Below are 21,629 nucleotides of genomic sequence, written 5' to 3'. Positions count from 1 at the left end.
TGAGGCACAATGACTGACCAATACCGCACAATACGGGCGGTAAGAGTGTGTCGGACATGCAACATTGTCGGCACACCCGGTCCAAATCGAGACGTTAGCTGCTTGTCGCTGACCCAACACTACCCTAACAATAATATCGATCGAGGCCGCCGGGGGCGCATCTGGGGATGCGATGAACAATCCGGCTGGTGATCGATGGGATTTGAGGAGAGAAAATCCATGCGTTCCACTATTTCCGGCGCCGCCGGGTCGTACCGCTTTACCCTACTTGCAGGTGCAGCCGCTTTTGCTGTTTCCGCTCCAACCGTAGCCTTCGCCCAAGACAGCGAAGAACCGGAGCTCGAAGCGCCACAAGCCAGCAACCAAATCATTGTTACCGCGTCTAAGCGCGAGCAAACACTGCAAGAAACGCCGATTTCGGTTTCTGTGACAACCGGCGAAACACTTGAGAATGCGCAAATTCGCGACGTTCTCGATCTGCAAACGGTTACCCCGTCGCTGCGCGTTAGCCAGCTGCAAACATCGTCTGCTTCGACTTTCATCATTCGCGGTTTTGGTAACGGCGATAACAACTTTGGTATCGAACCATCGGTTGGCGTTTTCATTGACGGCGTTTTCCGTTCACGTTCGGCCGCTGCACTGGGTGATCTTCCCAATGTTCAGCGCATCGAAGTTCTGAACGGTCCACAATCGACCCTGTTCGGTAAGAACGCGTCGGCAGGCGTTATCTCTGTCGTTACCCGCGAACCACAATTTGAGTTCGGTGGCAGCGTCGAAGCCGTTTACGGCAACTTCAACACCATCTTCCTTAAAGGCGATGTAACCGGTCCAATCACCGACAACATCGCTTTCTCGCTCGACGGTAACTACCAACAGCGCGACGGTTACTCGACCATCGTCAACCTTGATGAAGAGCAAAACAACCGTGACCGGTTTGGCGTTCGTGGCCAATTGCTGATCGAGCCAACCCCCGATTTCAAAATCCGCGCAATCGTCGACTATTCTGAGATTGACGAAGTCTGTTGTCAGGTTGGTACGCTTGTAGGCGGCCCGACTGTCGGAGCGATCAACGCTGTTGGCGGTCAAATTGGATCGGCAGACACGTTCTTCAATCGTGAGGCGTTTCTGAACTTTGTTCCGACAAACCAAGTTGAGAATTACGGCGGCTCGATCCAAATGGATTACAACGCCGGTCCGATCCAATTCACGTCGATCACGGCTTACCGTGAATTGCGCAACTTCTTTTTGTCCGACATTGATTACACCAGTGCATCGATCGCTACGGAAACGCGCGATCAGGCGGTGGACACCTTCACTCAAGAATTCCGGATCACGTCAGATTTTGACGGACCGATCAACTTCTTGCTTGGTGGTTACTACTTCGATGAAAAGATCTCTCAAGACAGCGCGATTCAAAATGGCGCTGATATTCGCGACATCTTTGAACTGCTCGCAGGCGGCAACCCAGCCGATGTGTTGAGCGGTGCACCATCGGTGTTTAACGGTGTTGAGCAAGCTCTCGGTCTTGCACAGGAAAGCATTTTCCGCACACCATTGTTGAGCCAAGAAACGTTCAGCATGGACAACACGTCCTACTCAATCTTCGGTACGGTCGATTTTGAACCAACAGATGGCCTCGTGTTCACTGGCGGCTTTAACTACACCGACGATTCCAAAGACTTTGCTTTGAGCCAAATTAGCCCGGATCCATTGGGTCAGGTCAATCTGGTTGATGCGTTTATCACTGGTGCGACTGCGGCTAACCCCGGTTTGCCAACGGTAACCGACCGTGCTGGTTTCCAGGCTCTGCCAGAAGCCGTACAAGCTGGTCTGCTGGCAGCCGCTCTTGACCCAACGCAAAACCCGTTGATTGGTCTGCAAGGTTTCCAATTCCAGCCACCGTTCTTGACCATCCCGAACTCTGTCGAAGACGGTAAGACAAACGATGACAAGCTGACGTATTTGTTGCGTGTTGCCTATCAGGCTTCGAACGAGATTAACCTCTACGCCAGCTACGCAACCGGCTTTAAAGCCAGTTCGGTCAACCTGTCGCGTGACAGCCGCCCATCCAGCGCAGACTTTGTTGCTGGTCCAGGTGGTTCGACCTTCGCTGCACCGTCATCGCCAATTCTTGACGCTGGTCTGGCCATTCCAAACCTGCGTTCAGGCACACGCTTTGCTGGTCCTGAGAATGCCGAAGTCTACGAAATCGGTATGAAAGCTCAGTGGGACGGATTTGGCTTTAACCTTGCTCTGTTCGACCAAACGATCGACGGCTTCCAAAGCCTTGCCTTCACCGGCACAGGTTTTGCGCTTCAGAACGCTGGTCAGCAATCGGTTAAGGGTGCAGAATTCGACGCAACCATCATTCCAACAGATGGCTTGGTTCTCACCTTTGCTCTGACGTATCTCGATCCGCTCTTCGATGACTTCCCAGGAAGCGTCTTGGGCGATCTGTCGGGTGTTCGTCCGGCTGGTATTCCAGAAATCGCAATCGCGACAAGTGCAACATACACGCACGAATGGGATAGCGGTACGCGCATCATCAGCCGTATCGATTACAACCATGAGAGCAACACGCCGATCAACAATGGTCTGCCAACCTTTAACGCAGCTCTTGGCAACACCCAGATCTTCAGCCGTGAAGTCAACCTTGTGAACACATCGGTTACACTGGTTCTGAACAACGGTCTCGAAGTGGGTGCGTTTGCCCGTAACCTGTTCGATGATGAGTTCATCACGACAGTGTTCGACGGCGTTGCACAGGCCGGTACGGTTTCGGGTTACCCGAACCAACCGCGCACTTATGGCGGCGTTGTTCGCTTCCGTTTCTGATCCATTCGATCAACACGGTTAGAAAGGGGCTCCGCCAGCGATGGCGGGGCCCTTTTTCTTTGTGCCGCTCTCACAGTGTCTAGCGATAGCGCGTCATGGACGCGGGCGCGGTGTTGCGGTTCTTCGTATTGTGTGGTGACATACCTCCAAACAGAGGGGATCTGAGATGCATTGGATGATTTTGCCGCTTAAACGCTACGTTGATTTCGAGGGCCGATCACGGCGCATGGAATTTTGGAGCTTTGCGCTTTTGCTCTTCGCGGTGTTCTTGATCTTTGCGGGGCCGTTCTATTTCTCGTTCTTCACGGCCATTTTCTCTGTGAACCCCACGGGGCCCGGATCTGAGGAAGCGATGGCTGAAGCTATCCTTGCTAGCTTCACGACCATGAACACGATCGGCCTGATTGTTTCGACGATCTTCAGCCTGGTGGTCCTTATACCGTGGATCGCTGTCACGGTCCGCCGCTTGCATGATCTGGGGCAATCGGGTTGGTGGTATTTGGGCGTGATCGTTGCCTCGATGATCCCGTTTGTTGGACTGTTGACCAGCTTGGCATTCTTGGTTGTTCTGCTTTTGCCTGGCACCAAGGGGGACAACCGCTTTGGACCAGACCCAAAGGCGACAGATCTTCAAGAAACCTTTGATTGACGCAGAGGGATAGGGCGGGGCTCCCCGGTTGGAGAAGTCCCGCTTTCCCACACGCCAGTGCGCGCGCTTTAAAGCTCTCTGAGTGCTTGCGCAGGCTTCGCGCGAAGCAGCGGCAATGATCCGCCAAGGGCAAAGGCCATCACCATCACAAGGCCGAGCCCGAGAACGGCGAGAACCGCGCCCCAATCTGGCAGCCAATCAAATTCAAACAATTGGGTGATGATCACCCAAGCCAAACCCGACCCCAACGCCAATGCGACCAACGCAAGCGCTGCAGCAATTAACCCGTACTCCGCCAGTTGCAGGCCGAGGATCTGCCTGCGGCTGGCGCCCAAAACGCGCAAGACCACTGTGTCATATGTTCTGGCGGCGCGGGCCGCCGCGATAGCACCCATCAAAACGGCAAGCCCGGCCAAAACCGCAACCCCCGCAGCGGCCAATGTGGCCAGACCGACTTGTTCCAGCAAAACACGCGCTTGGACCAGAACCTCCCCCACTTCGATCACAGAGCTGGATGGGAATTCTTGCACCATGCTGCGCAGCAATTGCCCCTGATCCGACGCATCGGCATTCTCAGGTAGGTCGATTGTTGCAGACAATTTGTGCGGTGCATCGGCAATGGCGTTGGCGGAAAAGACAAGCGTGAAGTTGAAGCCCATCGTCTCCCAATCAATTTCACGCAGGTTCGCGATCCTTACGGTGCGCTCTGCACCCAGGATGCCGATGGTCAACATATCGCCCACCTTAAGGCCGGCAGCTTGGGCAAACTCGGCATCGATTGAGACAAGCGCATCGCCAGTATGCCCTTCTACCCACCATTCGCCATCTACGATCCGGCTGCCTTCTGGCGGCGTGTCGGAATAGGTTATCCCACGTTCGCCGCGCAGCGCCCACGCGCCTTCGGGAATCTCTTCCAGATCGGCTGTGCGTTGCATCGCGCCTTCTTCACCAAAGGCGAGTATGGCCCCGCGCATTGTTGGCACGCTGCGCAATTGCGCATCTGGGAAGGGTGTTTGCACCAATTCGTAGAAACGGTCCTTCCCTTCGGGAGGAAGGTCGATGACGAAATAGTCCGGTGCCTCTTGCGGGACGCGGCTTTGAATGTTGCCGTCAATTGCGCTTTGGATCGCCGCCAGCAAGACGAAGGACGCCAAACCAAATCCCAACGCGGTAACCAGCGCGCTTGTGGGTGCGCCGGGGCGATAGAGGTTTGATAGGGCCGATCGCAAAAGGGGATTGGACGGGCGCGGAATGCGGCGTGCTGCGTATTGCAGCGCCAGACCAAGTCCGGCCAGCATGATCAAAGCGGCACCGGCACCAATCAAGAACCCTCCGGCCAAAAGAGGTTGTGCCGTCGTAATCAGAGCGAGCGCACAGATTGCGGCGATCCCAATACCGGTCGCGAACAGAGCGCGTTTATCCCGAGCCAGAGGCACAATGCGCGACCGCATCAAAGCCATCGCCGGAAATGAGCGCGCGCGCAGCAGAGGTGCTGCAGCAAATGCAAAGGCGACCAACAATCCATACGCGCCCGCCAACATCAGCGGGGCCGGTTCAATCACAAAGCCAGCTTCCACCGGCAACAATCCATCCAGTGCAGCGCCCAGCAACGGAGTAACCAGAACGCCGGTCGCCAATCCCAGCACGCTGCCGATTAGCGCGGCAACCGCAATTTGAAGCGCGTATACCCGAACGATGTCGCGCGACGATGCACCCAAGACTTTGAGTGTCGCGATGCTGGCCCGGCGTTGATCGAGATAGGATGAAACCCCGCCCGCAATACCGATCCCGGCGATCACCAACGCGGCCAATCCTACCAAGGTAAGGAAATCGCTCATCTGGCGTACAAATCGGTCGGCGCCGGGCGATGCGCGATCGCGTGTACGGAAATCAAACCCCGCATTCGGAAACGCCTCAGTCAAAGCCTCTTCGGCCGCTTCGGGATCCGTCGATGCGGCATCAAAAGCCACGCGATATTTGCTTTGATACAATGACCCCGGCTGCAGCAATCCTGCCGCCTCTGGAACATCGCGGGCTACCAAAACGGTGGGGCCAAGTTGGAAACCTTCGGATAGCCGATCCGGTTCATTGTCGATCACGCCAGCCGCGGTCAGTGTCATCGACCCCATGCGGAAGGTGTCGCCAACAGTGATATCAAGCCTGTCGAGCGCGCCTTTCGCCAAATAGGCGTCGGACCCCGTTGGTGGGCCCGCGGTGACGCTGTTTTGATCGCTGTCGATGATCGTGAACGCGCCATAGAGTGGCCACTTGTCATCGATGGCTTTCAATTCAACGGGTGCGGCGGCGTCTTCGGTGCTGGCCATGGCCTGCATCCGGAAACCGCCGGAAATCTCACCATATTCACGCAATGCGGATTGTTCTTCGGAAGACAGATCGCGTTGCCAAACCTCGACTTCGAGATCACCGCCCAGCAATTCTTGCCCAGAAGACTGCAATTCGCGTTCTATCGATGCGGTTAGGGTGCCGATTGCCGCCAAGGCCGCCGTTCCTAGGAATATGCAGACGAGCAGCAATCGTAGCCCGCGAAACCGCGCGTTGAGATCGCGTTTCGCAATGTTCCAGGCGCCGGCCCAACCAAGTCCTTCGGCAGCGCTCATTCAGCGGCCTCTGCGGCGTTGCTTTTCAACGCATCTGAACTTGGTGCAGCCGATCCGCGTTCATCGGAGACGATGACGCCATCTGCCATTGTCAGAACCCGATCACATTGAGCGGCCAATGCCGGGTCATGGGTGATGATCAACAAGGTCGCGCCAGTTTCCGCACGACGCGCGAACAACAGTTCGACAATTTCCTCGCCGGTGCTCACATCCAAATTGCCGGTTGGTTCATCGGCGAATATCAAACCGGGGCGCGGAGCAATGGCGCGTGCAATGGCAACGCGCTGTTGTTCGCCACCAGACAATTGCGTCGGGTAATGGTCAATGCGGTGGCCCAATCCCACCGCCTGCAATTCGGCGGTTGCACGCGGGCTGGCGTCTTCGAAACCGGCCAATTCCATTGGGGTTGCGACATTTTCCGCCGCGGTCATTGTTGGTAATAGATGGAACGCCTGCAACACGATGCCGATGCGGCCTCTGCGTGCGGCGGCCAATCCATCTTCGTCTAGGGTCGCAAAGTTAGATCCGGTGACGGTCAACGATCCGCCAGTGGCGCGCTCCAACCCGGAAAGGACCGCCATAAGCGAGCTTTTACCGGAACCAGATGGTCCGAGCAGTGCGACGACATCGCCATGCGCAATATCGAGATCGATCCCGCGCAAGATATCAACCGGCGCAGCATCGCTGCCCAAGGTTAGAGTGAGATCGCGTGCGCTGATCGCCAAATCAGCGTTCGGGGCGGAGGGGGGAGTTGTAGAGTTGGTCACAGTCACCAGATGGGATAGAGAAGGGTTTCAAACAAGTACCAAAGAGAAGGGTTCGCAGATCAATATGGGCATCTCGCAGAAACGCACGAGGATGGTGTTTGGTTTCATCGCTGCATTGGCATTGGTGGGATGCGATAATCAGACTGCGATCGAACCGCCTTCATCTGGCAATGGCGCCATAGCCGATGGCGAATTGGCGATCCCAGTGATGGGCGAACAGATTGATGTGCTGGCTTTTGGCGACAGTCTGTTTGCCGGCTATGGCCTGCGCGATCCCGGCGATTCCTATCCATCCAAATTGGAAGCGGCACTGCGCGTGCGTGGCACAAACGCATCCATCGTAAACGCTGGTGTATCGGGCGATACCAGCGCCGCGGGACTGACCCGGCTCGAATTCACGCTCAATTCGCAGGAGAATGTACCGGATCTATTTATCCTTGAATTGGGCGGCAATGATTTGCTGCGGGGGCTATCTCCGGCAGAAACCCGTGACAATTTCACCGCCATGCTGACCATTCTAAAAGAGCGTGAGATACCGGTTTTGTTGATGGGAATGCGCGCACCACCCAATTACGGTCCCGAATATCAGGCCGACTTTGATGCGATCTACGGTGAGCTGGCCGAAGAGTTTGGGGCTGATCTCATCCCATTCTGGATGGAGGACGTTTATCAAGACGCGTCCTTGTTCCAATCCGACCGCATTCATCCCACCGCAGAGGGGATTGACGCGATGGTTGAATCAACTTTGGACGCGGTGGCCGCGGCAATTCCTGCCAATGAGGGTTCGGACGTTGGCGAAAGCTAGAGCCGTTCCAATGCCCCGTCGCTGACACGCCAGATGGCAGCTTCGGCGGTTATATCTGCAAAGGGAGCGATTTCGGTCCCTGTCATCCAGATTTGCGCGCCACCGCCTCTTAGGCGGCGGAACAGCTCCGTCCTGCGGACAGGATCCAAATGCGCGGCTACTTCGTCCAGCAACAAAACACTGGGCCGGCCCGATGCCGCCAACACTCCGTGAGCCAATGTGATCGCAATCAACATCGCCTTTTGTTCGCCGGTCGAACAAGAGGCCGCGGGTTGACCGGGGGTCATGTCGCTTTGCGCCATCACCACCTGCAATTCATCGCGATGAGGGCCCGATAGGGCACGTCCGGCGGCGCGGTCGCGCGGCCGCGCGCGGGCTAATTCCGCCAATAAGTCCGACGGATCGATCGGCCCGCCCGGAACATAAGTAAGAATTGGCCGCGCAAAGGGTTCGGGGGGAAGGGCTGACAATTCATCCCCCAACATCGCCACCAACCGCGCGCGTGTTTGCGCTACAAGGCTGCCGTGCTGGGCCGCTTGCGCCTCTATGGCGTCCAACCAACGCGCATCGCCCCGCTCTTCGAGCAGGCGGTTGCGTTCTCGCAATGCCGTTTCCAATTGCCCCACCGCTTTCGCGTGCCCCGGTTCAATGGCCAGCGCCATGCGATCCATGAACCGCCGGCGGGCACCTGCGCTGTCGGTGAACAATCCGTCCATCGCCGGGGTGAGCCATGACACGGCATGCCATTCGGATAGGGCGCTGGCGCTGGCATCGGCGCCGTTGATCCGAACCAGCCGCCGCGTGGGCTTTGCCGGTTGGGTGTATGTGCCAATCCTCGCAGAGATTTGGCCCTGTTCGATTAGACTTGCCCCAATGGCAAAGGCGCCGTCCGCCGCATCGGGCGTTTCTTTGCGGGCCAAGTCCACCAAAGCCGCGCGGCGCAATCCACGACCGGGGCTAAGCAAAGAGATCGCTTCGAGGACATTGGTCTTACCTGCCCCGTTTTCGCCCACCAATAAATTGAAGTGCGCCGTGTCCGCCAACTCACTTGCGGCGTGATTTCGAAAGTTCTGAAGAGTGATTTTCGCGAGCGGCATGATCAATGCCTCGGTTAGCACGCGCATGAATAAAGACCAGCTTGGGTGAAACGAAAATCCCCAATCCCAATAGGTGGGAAAAATTCCCAACCTTTCGGTTTGATGAACAACTGGTAAACTCGTGTATCTTCAAGAAACGGCAGAATTCCGCCGTTTTTCAAGTTTGGCACGGCTCCTGCAATGTATTTGGCATACTCAAGGACAACTTGAGAAAATGAACAAACACACATTTGGAGACTACAAAATGCCTGCTTCTATCAACGCAATCGACTTCTCGAACCGCTTCGCCGCCGCCGCTTTCTCGCTGGTTATCTCGGCCACTCTGTTCGCTTACGCAATCATCCCCGCCAGCCCAACCCTCGCTTAACTGCAAAAACTTTTAACTAAGGAAACCCCTCACGATGTTCACCAATGAAACCGCAACTCGCTTCGCCTCTGCCGCTTTCTCAGTGGTGATCTCGGCAGCATTCTTCGCCTACGCCATCATCCCTGCAAGCCCCGGCGTAATGGCATAATCCCAACCTTTTCAATCCCCTCCCACTTTCTTCAAACCCAATCAAAGGACCCGATAATGTACTCGTTCTTCGCACTTTCCGGCACCACAGGCGCTCGCATGTTCGCTGGCGCAGGAGCTCTCGCAATTTCCGCCATCATGATGTCAGCAGCCATTGTCCCGGCTAGCCCCGCCATCAATCTGACTATGGGAGCGTTGGCATGAGCAATCTGACAAACCGCAACGGCGGTGCGCCACAGAACGGGTTCCGCCTCGACAAGCCAGAAGGCAAAGTCTTTGGAGTGTGTTCTGGTCTTGCAAATTGGTCGGGCGTTGACGCTTTGATCTGGCGCTTGGGCTTTGTCGGCACGACCCTGTTGGGATTTGGCCTTCCCGTTCTGATCTACCTCGCCATCGCTTTTATCGCAGATTGAGCAAGAGGATCACAAACCGCCTAACAAGGCGTACAAAACGGTGAGGGGCCAATCATGGCCCCTCTTTTTGTCTGACATAAATGCGTGGTGGACGCGGCGACCCAATCAAGAACAGAAGTTCGGCCGCGCGCGACCGCTTTCTACATCGCTGAGATGCCGCCATCCAATTTCATCTCTGCTCCGGTCATGAACCGGCTCTCATCGCTGGCCAAATATACGACCGCGTTGGCGATATCGTTAGGTTCACCCACGAATTTGAGCGGGATTTGACGCGCCAATTTCTCAAGCAGAACGTCTTTATCAAGCTGAGCCGAGCGCGCGGTCCCATCCAGGATCGGCGTGTCGACAAATGTTGGGTGCACAGAATTGCAACGGATCTGCATATTCTTCTTCGCGCAATGCAGCGCGATTGATTTCGACAGCATCCAAACGCTTGCTTTCGATGCGTTGTAGGCGGGCATTGTGTCGCTGGCGATAAGGCCGGCGATGCTGGAAATGTTCACAATTGACCCTGGCGCGTGTTCTCGCATCAACGGCAGTGCTTTTTGACAGCCGTGAAAGATTGAATCGACATTGATCGAGAAACAACGCTGCCAATCGCCAAAGTCGCAATCTTCGATGTTGCCCGGAACGCCGATGCCTGCATTGTTCACCAACACGTTCAGGCCGCCAATATTCTCGCGCGCAGCATCGACAGCGGCTTCCCAGCTTTGTGGGTCGGTCACATCGTGACGAATAGAATAGGCGGTGCCCGCACCCATTTCGGCGTTGACGATATCGGCGGTGTCGCTTGCACCATCGGCGTTGATGTCGGTCACCAGAACGCGGGCGCCTTCCTGGGCCAAGCGAATACAATGCGCCCGACCAAGACCCTGTGCGCCGCCTGTTACCAATGCGAGTTTGCCGTGGCAGCGCCCGTTTGTGTTCGTGGTCATTTCAATTCCTCTCCAAGATAATGGGGTGTGAGCATCATGGCGATGCGCACATCGACGGCATGCCCCGCGGCGCGCCATTGACCGACAAACCGGTCAAGATCGCGCAACGCAACGCGGTGGATGATGATGTTCTCGCTGTCGGTTCCGCCGCCTTCGCTGATCTTTGTAAGGCCTGTGGCGCGCAGCAGGGTAAAACATTCTGAGACCATGCCGGGGGATGAATAAAACTCGCCCAAGACTTCCATCTTGTTGGCGGCGTAACCGGTCTCTTCCTCCAATTCGCGCATGGCGGCATCGGTGGCTGCTTCGCCTTCGCTGCCTTCATCGTCACCGACAAGGCCGGCAGGGATCTCCAAACAAAACCGACCGAGAGGGACACGATATTGGCTGACGAGGATCACATGACGCGTGCCATCCGAATCTTCGTCCAATGCAATGATCGCTGCGGCGCGAATTCCGCGCGCGCGACCTACATACTCCCATCGCCCACGTCGTTTGGCCGTGATGAAGCGGCCTTCCCACATCATCTCTTCGGTTTTGTCCGCGTCGCTATCGCGGATCATGGCTTGGTTCTCGATGGTATCGCTCATGCTGAGCAGGCTTATACCTCGATGAGGCGATCGGGAAGCTCGTTTTCATCATTGTCGCCACGCGGGAAGTGTTGCGCGAGGACAAAGCCAACATCGCGCACTCCAACGGCCATCCCTTGTGCGATATTCCCTTGCTTAATTTCCACCAACATATCGCCCATCGCTTCGCCCCAAACTTCGGCGTCCACTTTCTCTGCGATGCTGTCATCGGCGGTGATTTCGGCGCGATGTTCGCGCATTGATAGATAGATCAACACACCGGTTCGGCCATGGGTTCGACGTTCTGCGCCTACCTTAAAATGCTTGATCGCCTGAGCGTGGACCCTCGCCGTTTTGAGAGGGGTGGGGATCAACGCGAATTTAAGCGGCTCCCACAATTGCACCGCCCAACTTGCGACAAACGCGATGAGACCAAGGGCGATCGTCATCGTGGCCAATTCCCCTGTGGTCCATTCGTGGCTCCACCCGCCGACAATCGCATCCCAAAGGCCCAGAAAGGGCGCCGGGAACGCCGCAAATGCGCTCATAACGGTGAATGACAACGCTGCCGCCCACAAAAGCGCGACATCGTTGTAATCGTCGGATCGATCAGCCAAAACTGTGACGATTTCGCCGGAGGTTTGAAGTTCCGCTTCGCCGACTGCGTCGGACACGATCTTGTGATGTTCTTGTGTCAGATAGGCCATGCCTTACCATCCCCCCGAGGCGCCGCCGCCCCCAGACATGCCGCCGCCGAAGCCGCCAAAGCCGCCCCCACCGCCGCCACCGCCACCACCGCTCCAGCCGCCACCTCCGCCGCCAGAGCCTCCGCTCATCGCGCCGCGTGCAATTGCGCTGCCGATTTCCCAAAGGATGATGTTGGATGCGACATCGCCAGCGCTTTGACCGTCGCGACCGCCTCCGCGTTCTCCCCAAGGCCCTTTGCCTTTGGTCCGATACCGCCGTCTGCGGCCAGCGCCACGTATGATCGGCAACACGAAAAAGAAGAACATAAAGCCGAGCCAGATCAGCGTGCCGATAGGAAATCCGCCTTCGGAGCGGTTGCGGTCTGCTTGGGCCGCTTCGGCCGCTTCCTCTATAGCGATTGCATCTTCGGGTGAGTTTTCGAGATGGGCAAGGATGGCGGCGACACCATCGGTTACGCCTGAATCAAAATCGCCTTCCTTGAAACGCGGAGTGATCGTGTCGCGGATCACCCGACCCGCCATAACACCGCCAAAATAGGGGTGAAGGCCATAACCAACCTCGATCCGCATCTTTCGATCATCACGCGCGATCAATAACAACAAACCTGTGTCGCGACGCTCCCCACCTATGCCCCACTCGCCAAAAAGACGTGTCGCATAGGGCTCGATCACTTCGCCGTTGAGCGAAGGAACAGTGGCGATGATGATCGCATTGCCGGTCTCGCGATTGTAATCCCTCAGGGTCGCGTCAAGCTGAGCTTCTGTGGTTTCAGAGAGGATGTTCGCGCCATCATAGATCGGACCGTCGGGCCGCTCAGGCAGACCCTGCGCGCTGGCCACACTCGCTAGACCGACAACGGCCAAAGCGAATGCAAACAGACGCGCGGAAAAACGCCCAATCGAGCTCTCAAATACCATAGGGTTAGCGATCAGGATGCGCTGTCATCACCGCCGGTGATGCTGTCGAACTCTACATCAGGTGCGACCTCAGCGCCTTCCTCTGCAGAGAAATACTCCAGCGGCTCTGCGCCGTGAATGATGGTCGCGCCGATTGTATCGGGGAAGGTGCGGATCGTTGTATTATAATCCTGAGCAGCCTCATTATAGCGAACACGCTCGGTGTTGATGAGGTTCTCCGATTCATCGAGCGCGACGATCAGATCGCGGAAATTTTCGTTGCTCTGCAGCGCAGGATATTGCTCAACCACGGTGCGGAATTGACCGATAGCTTGGGTAAGCTGATTTTCCGCCGCGCGGACTTTTTCGAATTCTTCGGGGCTAGATAGATCATCGGTTGTGATGTTGACGCCCATTGCTTTGGAACGCGCTTCGATCACGCCTGTCAGAATATCACGCTCTGAAACCGCGGCAGCTTCTGCAACGCTAACGAGGTTGGGGATCAGATCGTGGCGCCGCTGTTGAGCCGACTCGACGTTACCCCACTGGGCATTCGCGGCTTCTTCTTTTGTAGGGACCGAGTTGATCCCGCACGCAGCCAGAGTGAGTGAGACGGCAGCGATAATCACGCCGCGCCCGAAATTGCGCAAATTCATAAATGTCCCTCCAAATGGCGCGCTGGCGGAAAAATGCACTCGCGGCGCGCTGTGTCCTGTATTGTTAATATAGCACACCGACTTGCGCTTTCAAGTCGTTCACAAGTTGGTTTGACCGCTTGGCAAGGGGGTGCCGAGGTGCGAAAAGCGGGTCTATCGGGTTTGTACAAGAGGGATCAAAATGCTCACAGAATTCAAAGAATTTATCGCCAAAGGCAATGTGATGGAACTTGCCGTGGCGGTTATCATCGCGGGCGCATTCGCCGTTATCGTGTCGTCCATGACCGCCGATCTGATAATGCCGGTCGTTGGCGCGATCTTTGGCGACGTTGATTTCAGCAACAAATATTACGTGCTTTCGGGCGAAGTCGAAGCCGGCATGTCGCTGGATGCGGCGCGTGAAGCGGGTGCGAATGTTTTGGCATGGGGCGCGTTTGTCACATCGGTCATCAACTTCGTGATCTTGGCCTTCATCATCTTTCTTTTGGTTCGCTATGCCAACAAAATCAAAGCAGCGATGGAAAAGCCAGAGGAAGAAGCACCAGCGGAACCAGCCGGCCCAACAGAGATTGATCTGCTGACTGAAATTCGGGACGCGCTGAAGAAATAAGCGAGCCGTATTGATGGTTTTAAGCGCCCGCTCTGCACCCCGGTGCAGGGCGGGTGTTTTGATTTCAGCGATGATACCGGAGATGGGACGGCCTCCAAATCTCATCCGCTCACTTCTCATTCACCAAAAGCGCGCTATATAGGCGATGCCGGGCAACCGGATATGGCGATAAATTGCAGCGTGCAATAAGCACAACGGACCCGGGGGCAGTACCCGGCGGCTCCACCACAAAGCCCGGTTTTCGCGGGTGTTCTGATGGGGCCGAACTAGGATCGACGTGGGCCGAAAAGCGTTGTTTTTGCCCGGGCTGAAAACCCCGTAAAACTGTTCATTCTCATAAGTGCAAACGATAACGAAGCACTCGCAATCGCTGCGTAATTTTAGGGCCTAACGGCCTGAATTTACAAAGCTTAGCGCGGTTGGACCGACCGGGCAACAGAACGGATTCCGGGGCTCCGGGGGTAGCTAGCAACAGAAACCCTCACCCATCTTCTCCAAATGCAATGCGACCGTTCAGAGTTCGCTCCGGTCCTCCCCCGGCTAAAAGAGCGCGGGTAGCTAGCAACAGAAACCCTCACCCAGTCCTCCTCATTCGAGGATAGGGAAGCATCCTCCTCCGCCTAAATCGCTAAGTTCGTGCTTCGCAAAGCAACGTCGCTGCGTTAGCATCTGATTTCCGACGACACTTTGGAGATCGAGATGCGCGTTGCGACCGTGATTCTGGCATGCATTTGTGCGCTTGGATTGCCAGTTGAGCCGCGTGTTTCGGCGGAACCGTATGATCAATATCTAGATCGGTTGCGCGACATTTGTTCGGTTGAATGCTTGCCACCACGTCAATTTCGCAGAACCGCGCGCGCTCGATCTACCGATGATGAGAGCGATCTGGCGGTGATCATGGATGTTGTGGCGGTGCGCCGCGCGGGCAACAATTTTCAACTGCTTAGTATTTCGCCCGATGGATCGGCCCTCGTGAATCAGGCCTTGTTGGGATCGGCAGGGGTCAACGTATCCGGCAGCACCGGAATCGGTGGTCTGCCACGCGGGGACAGCGGGGGAAGTCACCCTGACTTGATCGTGATTGAAATGGACGCAGAAACGCTTTTCAGCATCCTCAACCCGTCCACCCCTGCTGCAAGTGGTTCGGCCGATTTGCCTGAATCCGACGGCAATGGCGACGATGAAATTGTGGTGGAAGGGGACGTTGAACGCGAAGCGGTTGAACCGTCACTCAGTGCCTTACGATCTTACTTCCGAAACCGCCGAGTGGTCGTGCGCGGACAATTGCGTTTAAGGCCGGTTTTGATCGGTGCGCGACGCGATTTTAGACGCAAACAAGTGACGGTTGAGGTGGACAATGCCGATGATGTCGCCGTTCTTCCGCTTTTCAACGATGATGGCGAAGCTGTCTTTTCAGAATGAGGCTGGCTTATTTTTGTGCTTCGGCCAATTGCGCGCGCAATTCTTCGATCTCGTTCTTGGCTTTAAGCGAGTCCAAAATTGCCGCTCCCGCCAAGAAAACCGCGCCGGTCGCCGCAAGAAACAACATCTTTCCACCAAAACCGGGATATTCGGTGAGATAGGCCGAACCGCGCGCGGTCGCACCCAACGCCAATGCATAGATAATCACGAAGGCTTCAAACCTGTTCTTGATAACGAACAGCCTCCCGATTTTCTTTAGCATGGTCTCTCCTTTAGGGCCCTAGGCCTTTAACCTTTGACAATGCACGGGCCGTGCCAACTCCGCAAAAGTGCGGGTGCAAAGGGTTAACGATCCACGCAGTGTAAGCGAGGCCGACGCAAACGCCAAACGCGTTAACTTTGAACGCTGATGGTCGCTGGGGACTATTTGAGTTCGTTGAGGTTGAGTGCGTTGAGCAATGCGGATCGTGCGGCGATGACCTGTGTGGCCAAAACTTCATTGCCAATATCCGTCGGGTCAATTTGCTCCGGCCAAGATTGCGTGATCACCTTTTCCAAAAGGTCCGCTTTCGCCTCATCAAGCATAAAGCGCGGATCGACCGTCGCCGGGTCGCACACAACGCGCAGGCGCAGACAGGCTGGTCCGCCGCCATTGGCCATGCTTTGACGGACATCAACCGGAATGATTTCACGGATCGGTCCGTTGGACGCCATTGTCGCCGTGGCCCATGCCCAAACGCTCTCGCTTTTCCGGCATTCTTCGGGAACGATCAATGCCATGCCTCCATTGGGCAAGGTCAACAATTGTGCGTTGAACAAATAGGTTCGAATGGCTTCGGACAACGAAACATCGGCGCTAGGCACTTCCACAATCTCCAGCGCGGGAAACGCTGCGCGGATCGCGTCATAGGCGCCCGATTGATCGGCAAATGCCTCTGCATGGGTAAACAAGACGCGCTCATTGGCGACGGACACAACGTCGTTGTGAAACGCGCCGGCTTCGATCGCCGCTGGATTTTGTTCGATGAAAACGCATTTTGCCGGGTCAAGCCCATGCGCCCGGGCAACAAGGCGGCTGGCCTGTTCGTGTTGGCGCGCAGGGAATAGGCCGCCGGGGCGGCCATAGACGAAAACCTCGACACCTGGTGCGCCATGCGTTTCACAAAGGCGCATGTGATTGGCCGCGCCTTCGTCGCCGAAAGTGGGCGGAACTGGGCCATGGATGGTAAAGTGATCGCGGTTGCCAAACGCAATGTCGAGCATCCGTTTGGTGTCCGGCCATTCCTGTGCGCGGTGCAGCATTGTCACCAAATTGGCGGGCGACAAATGGCATGTCCCATCGGCTGTATCGGGCGCGGGGCTAACCGTCGCCGCGTTCGCCGTCCACATCGAAGAAGCGGACCATGGCGCTGCGCGCAATTGCGATGCTTCAGACCCATCATAGGCGAGCGTATCGGACAAAGACGTGTTGGGGCGGGGCAGAGGCAGCAGGAATCCTTGAACTCCTAATCGCGCCAAGTTCCCCCGCATCTTTGTCACACCCTGAAGCGCGGCGGCGCGTGGGTAGGACGGATCGCCTCTGTGATTGGCGCTGGCGATGTTGCCCAATGAAAGCCCGGCGTAATTGTGGCTTGGTCCGACAATACCGTCGAAATTCACTTCACATATCGCGTCTGTTTTTCCGATCATCGCGCAACGCTCCAAACCACGTCGCCTTCGCTCACATCAAGCGCATCGGCGGCGACGGCATCGATTGCGATGTCACCGTTGTCGTCGAAGCTGCGCGCGCCGTAACATGCACGGAAATCCTGCAGCTTTCCTGTGGCCAAGATTGCGCGCTCTCCTTCGGCCAGATCGACACGGGAAAGGGTGGCTTCGCGGCTGTCTTTGACGCTGGTTACTTGGTCCGTTGGTGCCACCATGCTGGGGCCACCGTCGAAAATGTCGACGTACCCTTCGTATCGGAAACCTTCATTTTCCAACATCCGCATGGCAGCGCGCCCGGTCGGATGGGGTACGCCGATTACGCTGCGAGCATCTTCGGAAAGCATCGAGATGTAGACCGGGTGTTTGGGCATAAGGTCGGCGATAAATTGATTGCCGTTTATGGCGTTAAAATAGTCAGCTTCTTGAAAGCTCATCCCGAAAAACCGGCCAGCGACACCGTCCCAAAAAGGGGAGCCGCCGCGTTCATCGATGATACCGCGCAATTCGGCCAAAATCCGATCTGCAAATCGGTTTCGATGCATCGCCACAAACAAATACCGCGACCGCGCCAATAGCAATCCGTGACCGCCAGCCCGTTCATTGGGGTGCAGGAACAAGCCTCCCACTTCGCTCGATCCCTCTAGATCGGTGACAAGGCTAAGCAATTCGGCCCGCACGGTGCGATCCAATTGCTGGCTGTATTGGGTCAAAGTGTTGAGGCGATAGGAATAGAATGGCCATTGCTGACCAACCTGCGTCATTAATTGGCATGTTCCGCGCACAGCTTTGGTGGAGAGATTTTCCAGCACCAAAACAAATTGTTCATCCACGACGCCATCATCGGTGTTGGCAAACGCTTCAGCCGCGCGTTCAAGTTTGGATGACAAAGCCTTGCGATCAGGGGGTAAATTGGTGAATCCACCGCCCGTTAGTTTGGCCATCTCATACAAGTGTTCAAGGTCGCTTGTGCGCGCTGCGCGAAGGCGAAATGTCAATTGAGGGCTCCTTCAGCAAGCCGTTGAATCACTCGAGCCGAAAGCGCCGCGCGCTCTGCTAAACTGGCGGTGATAAGAAATTCGTCTGTGGAATGGATTGATCCACCGCGGACCCCCATCGTGTCAACAACGGGCACACCGCAAGCGGCAATGTTGTTGCCATCGCAGACGCCGCCGGTGCTTTTCCATGCGATATCCTGTCCCATTTCTGCGCCGCATTCACGGACCAAATCGAACAATCTCTGCGCCTGATCATCAACAGGCTTGGGCGGGCGGGTCACGCCGCCATGGCGCTTTGCGGAGACTTCGTGCGCGGTCTCTATTGATGAAAGCAATGCGTTGAGATCACGATCAAAATTCTCCATCGCCTGTGTGGATTTGGGGCGGATGTTAAAACGGAGCACCGCGTGATCAGGCACGACATTGTTGGGGCCACCCCCTTCGAGTTTGGCCGGATTGATCGTGATATCTTCGCGCTCCATACCCTTAAGCCGAAGGATCAGATCCGCCGCTGCGACAAGAGCGTTTCGACCTTCATGCGGGTTGCGTCCGGCATGGGCCGATTTGCCACCAATCGTAATTGAGTAATTGCCGGTGCCGCCGCGTGCATGGGCCAATGTCCCATCGGGCAATGCGGCCGGTTCATAAGTGAGCGCGGCGATTTTCCCTTGCGCCATTTCGGCAATCAATGACGAGCTAGCCAGTGATCCGGTTTCTTCGTCAGAATTGATCATCACATCATAGCCGAGTGATCCGGCTGAGGTGGTCTCTTCAAACGCCATCAAGGCATGCAGCATCACCGCAATTCCGCCTTTCATATCGGCGACGCCCGGACCGTTTAAAACGCCGTCTTCCAACCAAGTCTGACCCTGAAACGGGTGATCGACGGGAAACACTGTGTCCATATGCCCGGTAAGCAAGATGCGGCGATTTGCCGTAGGGCGAACCCTAAGTACCAGATGCTGGCCATGCGCCTTATCAAATTCGGCGCCGTCCGCCGCAATCGCGGTGACCTGGGCAGGGTCGATCAATTCCACCTTGCCGGGGAGAGAGCCAAACGCATTGGCAAGGATATCGGCCTGTTTCGACAATCCATCCAGATTTGCCGTGCCTGTGTTGATCGCGCACCACGATTGCACCTGATCCAGCATTGCCGCAGCGTCTATTTGAGAGAGGAAATTTGGTTTCATACGACACCATCTCTAGCGACGGGAATTACTCGCGTCCAACCCATTGCAATAATGCGGTCCATTGGTCATAGGCTGTGCCGTCCTTCTCCCCAGGTCCCGATAACCCCCGATTGAATATCAGGTCACGAGGACTTTAAATGACAAACATGATCACGCGTTCCGGCCTATCGGTTGATGAACAACTGGCGGCCTTTCTAGATTCTCAGGTTCTTGCGCCTTTGGGCCGCGATGTTGATGCGTTTTGGCAGGGTTTTGCAGCATTGTTGGCGCAATACGCCCCGCGCAACGCGTCGCTGTTGGCAAAGAGGGAGACGCTTCAGAGTCAAATCGATGTGTGGCACAGCGAGCGGGCAGGGCAACCGCATGACCCCGCACAATATCAAAGCTTTCTGCGTGAAATCGGATACCTCGTTCCAGAGCCCGCCGATTTTCAAATCGGGACCCAAAATGTCGATGCCGAAATTGCGACCATGGCGGGCCCGCAATTGGTTGTGCCGATCCTGAATGCGCGTTTCCTGCTGAATGCGGCCAATGCGCGTTGGGGCAGTTTGTATGACGCATTTTATGGCACCGATGCATTGGACGCGGCGCCCGCTAAACCGGGCGGTTATGACACGGCGCGTGGAGACGCGGTGATCGCACGCGGTCGAGAGTTCCTCGATTCCGCGCTGCCTTTGGTTGATCAAAGCTGGTCCGATCTGGCTGATGAAAATGACGGAAAATTGCTTAATGAAGACCAGTATGTCGGAAAGACGGATAAAGGATTGTTGTTCGTCAACAATGGCTTGCACATCGAAGTTGTGTTCGATCGTGACACGCCGGTTGGTAAAACCGACCAGGCCGGGATTGCGGATATCTTGGTGGAAAGCGCCCTGACCACGATCGCCGATTGCGAAGATTCGGTCGCCGCGGTCGATGCAGAGGATAAACTGCTGGCCTACACAAATTGGTTGGGCGTTATTCGTGGCGATCTTCAAGAGAGTTTTGAAAAAGGCGGCCGCACCCTGACCCGCAAATTGTCAGGTGATAAGAACTATACGGACCGCGATGGCGCGGCGCAGGCTTTGTCCGGGCGCAGTTTGATGTTTGTCCGCAATGTCGGTCATTTGATGACCAACCCTGCGATCAAACTGCCTGATGGCGGAGAAATTCCCGAAGGCATTATGGACGCCGTGTTCACCAGCGCAATCAGCTCGTTGGACGTGGAAGGTCATGCCAAATATGGAAATTCCCGACACAAAAACATCTACATCGTAAAGCCGAAGATGCACGGGCCAGAAGAATGCGCCTTCACCAACGATCTCTTCAATGCAGTTGAGGATTTGTTGGGCCTCGCGCGGCACACTATTAAAGTCGGCGTGATGGATGAAGAACGCCGAACATCCGCCAATCTTGCCGCTTGTATCCATGCGGTTCGGGATCGGATCGTTTTCATCAACACCGGCTTCCTCGATCGCACAGGCGATGAGATCCACACCTCGATGCGCGCTGGTCCGATGATGCGCAAAGGCGCGATGAAGGGTTCTGCGTGGCTGGGCTCTTATGAGGCGCGCAATGTTGCGATTGGCCTTAAACATGGTCTTTCGGGAAAGGCGCAGATCGGCAAGGGTATGTGGGCCGCGCCGGACCTTATGGGGCAAATGATGGTTGAGAAAATCGGTCATCTGCGCGCCGGTGCGAATACAGCGTGGGTGCCATCACCCACCGCAGCGACGCTGCATGCGCTGCATTATCATGCGGAAAACGTGTTCGATATTCAGGCGAACTTGCCAGAGCCTGCGGGCTTGGATGAATTGCTGAGCATTCCATTGGCGACCGAAACCAATTGGCCCGAAGACGAATTGCGCGATGAGTTGGACAACAATGCGCAAGGGTTGCTAGGTTATGTTGTACGCTGGGTTGATGCCGGTGTTGGCTGTTCCAAGGTTCCAGACATCAACGATGTGGGTTTGATGGAAGACCGCGCAACATTGCGCATTTCATCCCAGCACATGGCAAACTGGCTGCTGCACGGCATTGTGACCGAAGATCAGGTGATGGACAGCCTCAACCGCATGGCCGCCAAAGTGGACGCCCAGAATGCGGGTGACCCTACCTACGTGCCGCTGATTGGAAATGAGGACGGCGCGGCGTTTAGCGCGGCAAAAGAGCTGGTGTTTAAGGGTGTGGAGCAGCCGTCCGGTTACACCGAACCATTGCTGCATGCGTGGCGGCTGCGCAAAAAGGCGGGATAAGGCGCTAGG

22 protein-coding genes and 1 other RNA gene are annotated in these 21,629 nt (G+C 56.2%); 11 read left to right on the top strand and 12 right to left on the bottom strand.

The window, feature by feature from the left end; genetic code table 11:
* Positions 1-219: 219 nt before the first annotated feature.
* Together BQ8290_RS04690 and BQ8290_RS04685 are read left to right on the top strand one after the other, a co-directional pair.
* Positions 220-2,835, top strand: coding sequence for a TonB-dependent receptor domain-containing protein (locus BQ8290_RS04690; protein ID WP_108788067.1), 2,616 nt, complete (start codon positions 220-222; stop codon positions 2,833-2,835).
* A gap of 166 nt (positions 2,836-3,001) precedes the next feature.
* Positions 3,002-3,484: a DUF805 domain-containing protein gene (locus tag BQ8290_RS04685; protein ID WP_108788065.1), complete on the top strand. Its 483-nt coding sequence runs from the start codon at positions 3,002-3,004 to the stop codon at positions 3,482-3,484.
* Positions 3,485-3,552: 68 nt separating this feature from the next.
* Here the strand turns inward: BQ8290_RS04685 and BQ8290_RS04680 are convergent, their stop codons facing one another.
* Both BQ8290_RS04680 and BQ8290_RS04675 read right to left on the bottom strand, forming a co-directional pair.
* Positions 3,553-6,102 carry an FtsX-like permease family protein gene (locus tag BQ8290_RS04680; protein WP_108788063.1) on the bottom strand — a complete coding sequence of 850 codons (2,550 nt, stop codon included), beginning with the start codon at positions 6,100-6,102 and terminating at the stop codon, positions 3,553-3,555.
* Positions 6,099-6,869 carry an ABC transporter ATP-binding protein gene (locus BQ8290_RS04675; RefSeq protein ID WP_337661015.1) on the bottom strand — a complete coding sequence of 257 codons (771 nt, stop codon included), beginning with the start codon at positions 6,867-6,869 and terminating at the stop codon, positions 6,099-6,101. Before BQ8290_RS04675 ends, BQ8290_RS04680 begins: the two co-directional genes overlap by 4 nt.
* Positions 6,870-6,933: 64 nt before the next feature.
* Between BQ8290_RS04675 and BQ8290_RS04670 the strand changes: the two genes are divergently transcribed.
* A complete protein-coding gene (locus BQ8290_RS04670; RefSeq protein ID WP_108788061.1) occupies positions 6,934-7,674 on the top strand; it encodes a GDSL-type esterase/lipase family protein in 741 nt (246 codons plus the stop codon).
* On the opposite strand, the gene recF is transcribed toward BQ8290_RS04670, so the two are convergent.
* On the bottom strand, positions 7,671-8,771 hold the full coding sequence (recF, locus tag BQ8290_RS04665) for a DNA replication/repair protein RecF (RefSeq protein WP_108791903.1): 1,101 nt from the start codon (positions 8,769-8,771) through the stop codon (positions 7,671-7,673). The genes BQ8290_RS04670 and recF overlap by 4 nt on opposite strands.
* Before the next feature lie 214 nt (positions 8,772-8,985).
* On the opposite strand from recF, the gene BQ8290_RS15095 reads away from it, so the two are divergent.
* The 4 genes from BQ8290_RS15095 to BQ8290_RS04655 are packed head-to-tail and all read left to right on the top strand — an operon-like array spanning position 8,986 to position 9,698.
* The gene (locus BQ8290_RS15095; RefSeq protein ID WP_337661014.1) at positions 8,986-9,138 is read left to right on the top strand and encodes a hypothetical protein; all 153 of its coding nucleotides are present in this window, start codon (positions 8,986-8,988) and stop codon (positions 9,136-9,138) included.
* 34 nt (positions 9,139-9,172) lie between these two features.
* The gene (locus BQ8290_RS15090; protein ID WP_337661013.1) at positions 9,173-9,286 is read left to right on the top strand and encodes an enoyl-CoA hydratase; all 114 of its coding nucleotides are present in this window, start codon (positions 9,173-9,175) and stop codon (positions 9,284-9,286) included.
* 56 nt (positions 9,287-9,342) lie between these two features.
* Positions 9,343-9,489: a hypothetical protein gene (locus BQ8290_RS15085; protein ID WP_337661012.1), complete on the top strand. Its 147-nt coding sequence runs from the start codon at positions 9,343-9,345 to the stop codon at positions 9,487-9,489.
* Complete coding sequence (locus tag BQ8290_RS04655; protein WP_108788057.1) at positions 9,486-9,698, top strand: PspC domain-containing protein; 213 nt, start codon at positions 9,486-9,488, stop codon at positions 9,696-9,698. Before BQ8290_RS15085 ends, BQ8290_RS04655 begins: the two co-directional genes overlap by 4 nt.
* 140 nt (positions 9,699-9,838) lie before the next feature.
* Here BQ8290_RS04655 and BQ8290_RS04650 read toward each other — a convergent pair whose 3' ends face one another.
* The 5 genes from BQ8290_RS04650 to BQ8290_RS04630 are packed head-to-tail and all read right to left on the bottom strand — an operon-like array spanning position 9,839 to position 13,462.
* Positions 9,839-10,633, bottom strand: coding sequence for an SDR family oxidoreductase (locus BQ8290_RS04650; protein ID WP_108788055.1), 795 nt, complete (start codon positions 10,631-10,633; stop codon positions 9,839-9,841).
* Positions 10,630-11,223 (bottom strand): NUDIX hydrolase, encoded by a 594-nt coding sequence (locus BQ8290_RS04645; RefSeq protein ID WP_337661011.1) that lies wholly within the window; start codon positions 11,221-11,223, stop codon positions 10,630-10,632. The genes BQ8290_RS04650 and BQ8290_RS04645 overlap by 4 nt, the downstream gene beginning before the upstream one ends.
* An 11-nt stretch (positions 11,224-11,234) precedes the next feature.
* Positions 11,235-11,909, bottom strand: a complete 675-nt coding sequence (locus tag BQ8290_RS04640; protein WP_108788053.1) for a TPM domain-containing protein — start codon at positions 11,907-11,909, stop codon at positions 11,235-11,237.
* Between the two features lie 3 nt (positions 11,910-11,912).
* On the bottom strand, positions 11,913-12,827 hold the full coding sequence (locus tag BQ8290_RS04635) for a TPM domain-containing protein (RefSeq protein WP_108788051.1): 915 nt from the start codon (positions 12,825-12,827) through the stop codon (positions 11,913-11,915).
* An 11-nt stretch (positions 12,828-12,838) separates the two neighbouring features.
* Positions 12,839-13,462, bottom strand: coding sequence for a LemA family protein (locus BQ8290_RS04630; protein ID WP_108788049.1), 624 nt, complete (start codon positions 13,460-13,462; stop codon positions 12,839-12,841).
* A 181-nt stretch (positions 13,463-13,643) separates the two neighbouring features.
* Between BQ8290_RS04630 and mscL the strand changes: the two genes are divergently transcribed.
* From mscL to BQ8290_RS04615, 3 genes are all read left to right on the top strand, one after another.
* Positions 13,644-14,072, top strand: a complete 429-nt coding sequence (mscL, locus tag BQ8290_RS04625) for a large conductance mechanosensitive channel protein MscL (RefSeq protein ID WP_108788047.1) — start codon at positions 13,644-13,646, stop codon at positions 14,070-14,072.
* 109 nt (positions 14,073-14,181) lie between these two features.
* Positions 14,182-14,522, top strand: a transfer-messenger RNA (tmRNA) gene (gene ssrA, locus BQ8290_RS04620).
* Between the two features lie 249 nt (positions 14,523-14,771).
* On the top strand, positions 14,772-15,494 hold the full coding sequence (locus tag BQ8290_RS04615) for a hypothetical protein (protein WP_108788045.1): 723 nt from the start codon (positions 14,772-14,774) through the stop codon (positions 15,492-15,494).
* Between the two features lie 7 nt (positions 15,495-15,501).
* On the opposite strand, the gene BQ8290_RS04610 is transcribed toward BQ8290_RS04615, so the two are convergent.
* From BQ8290_RS04610 to BQ8290_RS04595, 4 genes are all read right to left on the bottom strand, one after another.
* A complete protein-coding gene (locus BQ8290_RS04610; protein ID WP_108788043.1) occupies positions 15,502-15,756 on the bottom strand; it encodes a hypothetical protein in 255 nt (84 codons plus the stop codon).
* A 161-nt stretch (positions 15,757-15,917) separates the two neighbouring features.
* Positions 15,918-17,183: an N-succinylarginine dihydrolase gene (locus tag BQ8290_RS04605; RefSeq protein ID WP_108788041.1), complete on the bottom strand. Its 1,266-nt coding sequence runs from the start codon at positions 17,181-17,183 to the stop codon at positions 15,918-15,920.
* Complete coding sequence (locus tag BQ8290_RS04600) at positions 17,180-18,196, bottom strand: arginine N-succinyltransferase (RefSeq protein WP_108788039.1); 1,017 nt, start codon at positions 18,194-18,196, stop codon at positions 17,180-17,182. Before BQ8290_RS04600 ends, BQ8290_RS04605 begins: the two co-directional genes overlap by 4 nt.
* On the bottom strand, positions 18,193-19,386 hold the full coding sequence (locus BQ8290_RS04595) for a hydrolase (RefSeq protein WP_108788037.1): 1,194 nt from the start codon (positions 19,384-19,386) through the stop codon (positions 18,193-18,195). Before BQ8290_RS04595 ends, BQ8290_RS04600 begins: the two co-directional genes overlap by 4 nt.
* A gap of 137 nt (positions 19,387-19,523) precedes the next feature.
* Between BQ8290_RS04595 and BQ8290_RS04590 the strand changes: the two genes are divergently transcribed.
* Positions 19,524-21,620, top strand: coding sequence for a malate synthase G (locus tag BQ8290_RS04590; protein WP_108788035.1), 2,097 nt, complete (start codon positions 19,524-19,526; stop codon positions 21,618-21,620).
* The last annotated feature ends 9 nt before the right edge of the window (positions 21,621-21,629 follow it).

Origin of the sequence: Erythrobacter sp. Alg231-14 (assembly GCF_900149685.1) — a bacterium.
Lineage (GTDB): Bacteria > Pseudomonadota > Alphaproteobacteria > Sphingomonadales > Sphingomonadaceae > Erythrobacter.
Note: the sequence above shows the minus strand (reverse complement) of the source record. Positions and strands in the feature narration are given on the sequence as shown.

Bases quoted from the DNA above. Each gene is read 5' to 3' on its own strand.
- BQ8290_RS04670 (WP_108788061.1), top strand. From the start codon at position 6,934: ATGGGCATCTCGCAGAAACGCACGAGGATGGTGTTTGGTTTCATCGCT.
- BQ8290_RS04595 (WP_108788037.1), bottom strand. From the start codon at position 19,386: ATGAAACCAAATTTCCTCTCTCAAATAGACGCTGCGGCAATGCTGGAT.
- BQ8290_RS04655 (WP_108788057.1), top strand. From the start codon at position 9,486: ATGAGCAATCTGACAAACCGCAACGGCGGTGCGCCACAGAACGGGTTC.
- BQ8290_RS04590 (WP_108788035.1), top strand. From the start codon at position 19,524: ATGACAAACATGATCACGCGTTCCGGCCTATCGGTTGATGAACAACTG.
- BQ8290_RS04685 (WP_108788065.1), top strand. From the start codon at position 3,002: ATGCATTGGATGATTTTGCCGCTTAAACGCTACGTTGATTTCGAGGGC.
- BQ8290_RS04650 (WP_108788055.1), bottom strand. From the start codon at position 10,633: ATGACCACGAACACAAACGGGCGCTGCCACGGCAAACTCGCATTGGTA.
- BQ8290_RS04635 (WP_108788051.1), bottom strand. From the start codon at position 12,827: ATGGTATTTGAGAGCTCGATTGGGCGTTTTTCCGCGCGTCTGTTTGCA.
- BQ8290_RS04680 (WP_108788063.1), bottom strand. From the start codon at position 6,102: ATGAGCGCTGCCGAAGGACTTGGTTGGGCCGGCGCCTGGAACATTGCG.
- BQ8290_RS04690 (WP_108788067.1), top strand. From the start codon at position 220: ATGCGTTCCACTATTTCCGGCGCCGCCGGGTCGTACCGCTTTACCCTA.
- BQ8290_RS04640 (WP_108788053.1), bottom strand. From the start codon at position 11,909: ATGGCCTATCTGACACAAGAACATCACAAGATCGTGTCCGACGCAGTC.
- mscL (WP_108788047.1), top strand. From the start codon at position 13,644: ATGCTCACAGAATTCAAAGAATTTATCGCCAAAGGCAATGTGATGGAA.
- recF (WP_108791903.1), bottom strand. From the start codon at position 8,771: ATGCCGCTCGCGAAAATCACTCTTCAGAACTTTCGAAATCACGCCGCA.
- BQ8290_RS15095 (WP_337661014.1), top strand. From the start codon at position 8,986: ATGAACAAACACACATTTGGAGACTACAAAATGCCTGCTTCTATCAAC.
- BQ8290_RS04610 (WP_108788043.1), bottom strand. From the start codon at position 15,756: ATGCTAAAGAAAATCGGGAGGCTGTTCGTTATCAAGAACAGGTTTGAA.
- BQ8290_RS04630 (WP_108788049.1), bottom strand. From the start codon at position 13,462: ATGAATTTGCGCAATTTCGGGCGCGGCGTGATTATCGCTGCCGTCTCA.
- BQ8290_RS15085 (WP_337661012.1), top strand. From the start codon at position 9,343: ATGTACTCGTTCTTCGCACTTTCCGGCACCACAGGCGCTCGCATGTTC.
- BQ8290_RS04645 (WP_337661011.1), bottom strand. From the start codon at position 11,223: ATGAGCGATACCATCGAGAACCAAGCCATGATCCGCGATAGCGACGCG.
- BQ8290_RS15090 (WP_337661013.1), top strand. From the start codon at position 9,173: ATGTTCACCAATGAAACCGCAACTCGCTTCGCCTCTGCCGCTTTCTCA.
- BQ8290_RS04605 (WP_108788041.1), bottom strand. From the start codon at position 17,183: ATGATCGGAAAAACAGACGCGATATGTGAAGTGAATTTCGACGGTATT.
- BQ8290_RS04615 (WP_108788045.1), top strand. From the start codon at position 14,772: ATGCGCGTTGCGACCGTGATTCTGGCATGCATTTGTGCGCTTGGATTG.